Source organism: Pseudomonas sp. JV245A, from assembly GCF_032424515.1.
In the GTDB taxonomy this organism is placed as follows: Bacteria; Pseudomonadota; Gammaproteobacteria; order Pseudomonadales; family Pseudomonadaceae; genus Aquipseudomonas; species Aquipseudomonas protegens.
On the sequence record NZ_VYKE01000251.1, the window covers coordinates 1 to 4,523 of the forward strand.

Annotated in this window: 4 protein-coding genes and 1 pseudogene; all 5 read left to right on the top strand. The window is 67.4% G+C overall.

The window, feature by feature from the left end:
• A pseudogene (locus tag F6S12_RS29895) lies at positions 1–245 on the top strand (magnesium chelatase); the annotation flags it as partial.
• Positions 246–298: 53 nt separating this feature from the next.
• The gene (locus F6S12_RS29900; RefSeq protein WP_026020114.1) at positions 299–895 is read left to right on the top strand and encodes a vWA domain-containing protein; all 597 of its coding nucleotides are present in this window, start codon (positions 299–301) and stop codon (positions 893–895) included.
• A gap of 181 nt (positions 896–1,076) precedes the next feature.
• Positions 1,077–2,723 (top strand): phospholipase D-like domain-containing protein, encoded by a 1,647-nt coding sequence (locus F6S12_RS29905; RefSeq protein ID WP_315869696.1) that lies wholly within the window; start codon positions 1,077–1,079, stop codon positions 2,721–2,723.
• A gap of 84 nt (positions 2,724–2,807) precedes the next feature.
• Positions 2,808–3,710, top strand: a complete 903-nt coding sequence (locus F6S12_RS29910) for a LysR family transcriptional regulator (RefSeq protein WP_315869697.1) — start codon at positions 2,808–2,810, stop codon at positions 3,708–3,710.
• Between the two features lie 161 nt (positions 3,711–3,871).
• On the top strand, positions 3,872–4,523 hold a 652-nt coding region (locus F6S12_RS29915), incomplete at its 3' end, for an isocitrate/isopropylmalate family dehydrogenase (protein ID WP_315869698.1).

The window sequence follows — 4,523 nt, forward strand, 5'->3', positions numbered from 1 at the left end:
ATGCCGCCTGGCGTGGCGCCCCGGCGATTGCCGAGGAGGATATCGATGCCGTGGCCGAGTTCGCCTTGCGACACCGGCGGCGGGAGACACCGCCCAGCGCGCCACAGTCCGGGCAAAGCCCCCAGGCACCGGCGCCAGCCAACGCCAACCCCAGCGAAGGCCAGGGCCAATGGGGCGAAATGCCGGCCCAGGCCCTGCCCACCGGCGCCCGTCGTGAAGTGCCCAGCTGGCCAAAAAAGCGCTAGGCATCCGCCCCCGCACTGACCGGGGGGCGGATGCCAAGCCCCGGGCGGGGCACCTGGATCACGGCCGGCAAGGCAAAAGCCGCGAGGCCAGCGCCGGTTCGGTCAACTGGCCCGGCACCTTGCTCAAAGGCCGTCCACGGTTGCGTGCAGACCTGCTGTTTCGCTTGCGCAGCCGCTCGCCCCATGAGCTGTGGCTGGTGATAGTCGACGCGTCGGCCTCGACCCGCCGGCACAGCGCCCTGAGCGATGCCAAGGGCCTGCTGGCGCAACTGTTCGACGACGCCTACCGACAGCGTGCACGCCTGGCCCTGCTCACTGCCAGCGGCCGTGCGCCGAGCTGGCAGGTCCAGGGCCTGAAGGCCTCCAGGGACCTGCGGCACTGGCTCGACGGCCTGGGTGCCGGCGGCGGCACGCCCTTGCCCCAAGCCCTGAACGAAGCGGCCCAGTGGCTGGAACAACGCCAACGGCGCCTGCCGGCGGAGCAGCAGCGCGTGCTGCTGATCACCGATGGCCGGCTGAAGAACCTGCCACCGCCCAGGCCCCTGAACTGCCCGACCTTGCTGCTCGACATCGAACGAGGCCCGATCCGCCTGGGCCGCGCCCGCGAACTGGCGACTCTCCTCAACGCTGTCTACCAGCATATCGACTGACTACCTCCCCGACACACCGCACATCCCCCGTAGGAGCTGGCTCGCCAGCGAAAGCGTCCGGCCTGGCGGTGCAAGTCACACGGGCCTCTTCGCCGGCAAGCCGGCTCCTACAGGGATTTGCCTTGGCATGCCGGAGCGGGAAGCGGCTACGCTTTGCGCTGTCTTTCACAGGAGTGACTTCATGCGGGTACTGGTGCGTAACGACAAGGACGATTTCCGGGTCAAGGCCTATGCCGGAACCAACGGGGTGCTGCTGGCCATGGACCTGGATGCGTCGCGGCGCCAGGGCCTGCTGGGTTTTGCCATCGAAAAACAGACCGGCAGCAAGCCCTGGCTGTTTCTGTTCAACAGCCTGACCTTCCCCGGCAAGGCCCATACCTTCCCCCAATACAACGCCACCCCCAGCGATCAGGCGCCCCTGCAGAAATTCCGCTGGGCCGACTACGCGGTCAACCCCGGTGCCACCCTCAACTACCGGGTGCACCTGGCCTATGGCAGCCCGGACGCGCCGCAACTGGGCGAGTCCCTGCAGTTGAGCATCACCGCCGACAACGGCCAGCCTCCCGGCCAGCGGGTGATCTTCAACCGTGCGGTGGCTGCCAGCCAGGCGTTCTCGCGCAAGTTTCCCGAGCTCGATGCGTTGCTCAGCGCCAACAAGAACCTGCCCATCGAAAAGTGGCCGGACGCGCCCCGCCAGTGGTTGGAAAACGGCCTGCTGGAGGCGCTGCTGGGGTTCATTCAGCGCGCCACGGACGCTAGCTGGAGCCTGGACATCGCCATCTACGAGTACCAGTTGCAGGCGATCATCGATGCCGTCAACGCGGCTTTCGACCGCGGCGTACAGGTGCGGGTGCTGTACCACGCCGCCCCCGGCGATGCCGACACCACGATGAACCAGGCCAGCCTGCAGCACCTGCCCGAGGTCAATAAGCGCGGGCGGGTGACCCACGCGATCTTCCACGACAAGTTCATCGTCCTCGGCCGCCTCGACGCCGCCGGCCAGCGCCAGCCCCAGTCGGTGCTGTGCGGCAGCACCAACTTCACCGCCAATGGCGTCTACCGTCAGGCCAACGTGTTGCACAGCCTCGACCACGTGGACATCGCCACGCGCTACCTGGAGGTGTTCGAGCAGGTCTGGGCGACGCCGGCGGATGTCGGCGCCACGCGCACATGGCTGACCCGGAACAACCCCATGCAGCCGCAGGCGCCGCTGTTCGCCGGGTTTTCCCCGCGCAGCGGCCAGGGCGACCTCGCGGAGTTCGTCGATATCATCAACGGCGCCCGCCGCGACCTGCTGTTCGTCACCGCCTTCGCCTTGCCCGACAGCATTCTCGATGCCTTGCTCGGCCAGCCCCACGACGATGTGTTGCGCTACGGCCTGCAGAACACCGCCAGCCGCATCACCGGTTTTCACGCCGACCGCACGGCCGAGTTCGCCGCAACCGCCTTGCTCAACAATGGCCTGGAGGGCTGGCTCAAGGAGGGGCTCAAAGGCCAGAAGGGCAACCTGCTGGTGCACACCAAGGCCATCGTCACCGACTTCACCAGCGAGGCGCCGGTGATCATCAGCGGCAGTCACAACCTCAGCGTCGGCGCGAGCCAGAGCAATGACGAGAACTTCCTGATCATCCGCGGCGACACCGACCTGGCGGACCGCTACGGCCTGGAGCTGCTGCGGTTCTACGAACACTACCGCTTCCGCTACTTCGCCAGGCAACTGGCCCTCAAGCAGGTCCAGCCCCTGGCGGTGGACGACAGCTGGAGCAACGCCTACTACCTGGAAGGGGATCTGCGCCAGCTGTCGCGGCTGCGTTTTTCCGGGCGCTGACCGGGGCTGCGAGCAGCCGCCACAAGGTTGGACAGGGCGCGCCCGACTGGGTAGTTTTCACGGACCGCGCACAAGGACCCTGCCATGGCCCCGGACCTGACCTCCATCGAGCTGTTTCTCAAGGCCCTGACCCTGGGCAACCTGTCCCGGGCCGCCGAGCAGTCGCACCTGTCGCTGTCCGCCGCGAGCCGGCGCCTGTCGCTCCTGGAGCAGCATTTCAAGGTGGCGCTGCTGACCCGCACCTCCACCGGGGTATTGCCGACGGCGGCGGGGCAGGCCCTGGCCGAGCACGCCCGCTCGCTGTTGCGGGCGGTGGATGTGATGCACGCCGACCTGGCCGACTTCGCCAAGGGCGCCACCGGCCGGGTCAGCCTGTACGCCAACAGTTCGGCCATGAGCCAGGAACTGCCCCGGCAATTGACCCAGTGGAGCGACCTGCACCCGGGCATTCGCGTGGACATCCGCGAGGAGCGCAGCCGCGAGATCCTCCTGGCGGTGCGTGACGGCGTGGCCGATGTGGGCATCGTCACCACCCGGCCACGGGGCCAGGACCTGCATTTCATCCCTTATTGCCGCGACCGGTTGTGCCTGATCGTGCCCCAGGACCACCCGTTCAAGATGAGCCGCGCGCGCTTTCAGGACCTGTTGGGCTATGACTTCGTCGGCCTGGAGGACAACGCCGCGATCACTCCCCTGATCAGCGAGGCGGCCGCGGCGGTGAGCATGCCCTTGCGCCTGCGGGTGCAGGTGCGCAGCTTCGAGGCCGTGTGCCGGCTGATCGCCGCAGGGCAGGGCGTGGGGGTGCTGCCCCAGGGAGCGGTGCAGATCTTTCGCAAGGAGATGGCCTTGCGTTTTATCGAAATCGACGACCCCTGGGCCGACCGCCAGATGTACCTCTGCCGGCGCCAGGAACAGCCGTCCCTGGCCAGTCGCGAGCTGTTCGACTACCTGGCCGGTTACGGGCAGGCCGCGGCAGCCGCGGGCTAGCCGCCGGTCATAGCAGGACTCTTCCCGCGTACCTTCGAATTTTGCGAAGGCGGTTTCCATAATGAGCAATTCCCACTGGCCCCGCGCTGTGGCCAGAATGGGCTCGCCCGTGCGCTTGACCTGCCTCCATAACAACAACACGTCAGACCAGGAGAGACGGCTTGTCCAGGATCAATCCCGCTGTAAAACCTCCCCATCGCATTGCGGTGATCGCCGGTGACGGCATCGGCCGCGAAGTGGTCCCCGAAGGCCTGCGTGTGCTGGAAGCCGTCAGCCGGCGCTTCGGCATCGCCTTGCAATTCGATCATTTCAACTGGTGCAGCGAGCACTACCAGGCCCATGGCAGCATGATGCCCGACGACTGGGCGCAGCAGATCGGTGGCCACGAGGCGATCTTCTTCGGCGCCGTGGGCGCGCCGGACATCGTGCCCGACCATATTGCGGTCTGGGATTCGCTGCTGAAGATCCGCCGCCAGTTCGACCAGTACGTGAACATCCGCCCGGTGCGGCTGATGCCCGGGGTGCCGTGCCCGCTGGCCGGGCGGGCGCCCGGGGACATCGATTTCATCGTGGTGCGGGAAAACACCGAGGGCGAGTATTCCAGCGTCGGCGGGCGCATGTGGGAGGGCACCCCGCGGGAGATTGCCCTGCAGGAGTCGGTGTTTTCCCGCCATGGTGTGGACCGGGTGGTGAACTACGCCTTCGAACTCGCCAGCCGCCGGCCCCGGCGCAATCTGGTGGCGGCCACCAAGTCCAACGGCATCGCCATCACCATGCCGTTCTGGGACGAACGGGTGGAGGCGCTGGCCCAGG

Coding starts and splice junctions, on each gene's coding strand:
- F6S12_RS29905 (WP_315869696.1), top strand. CDS start 1,077: ATGCGGGTACTGGTGCGTAACGACAAGGACGATTTCCGGGTCAAGGCC.
- F6S12_RS29910 (WP_315869697.1), top strand. CDS start 2,808: ATGGCCCCGGACCTGACCTCCATCGAGCTGTTTCTCAAGGCCCTGACC.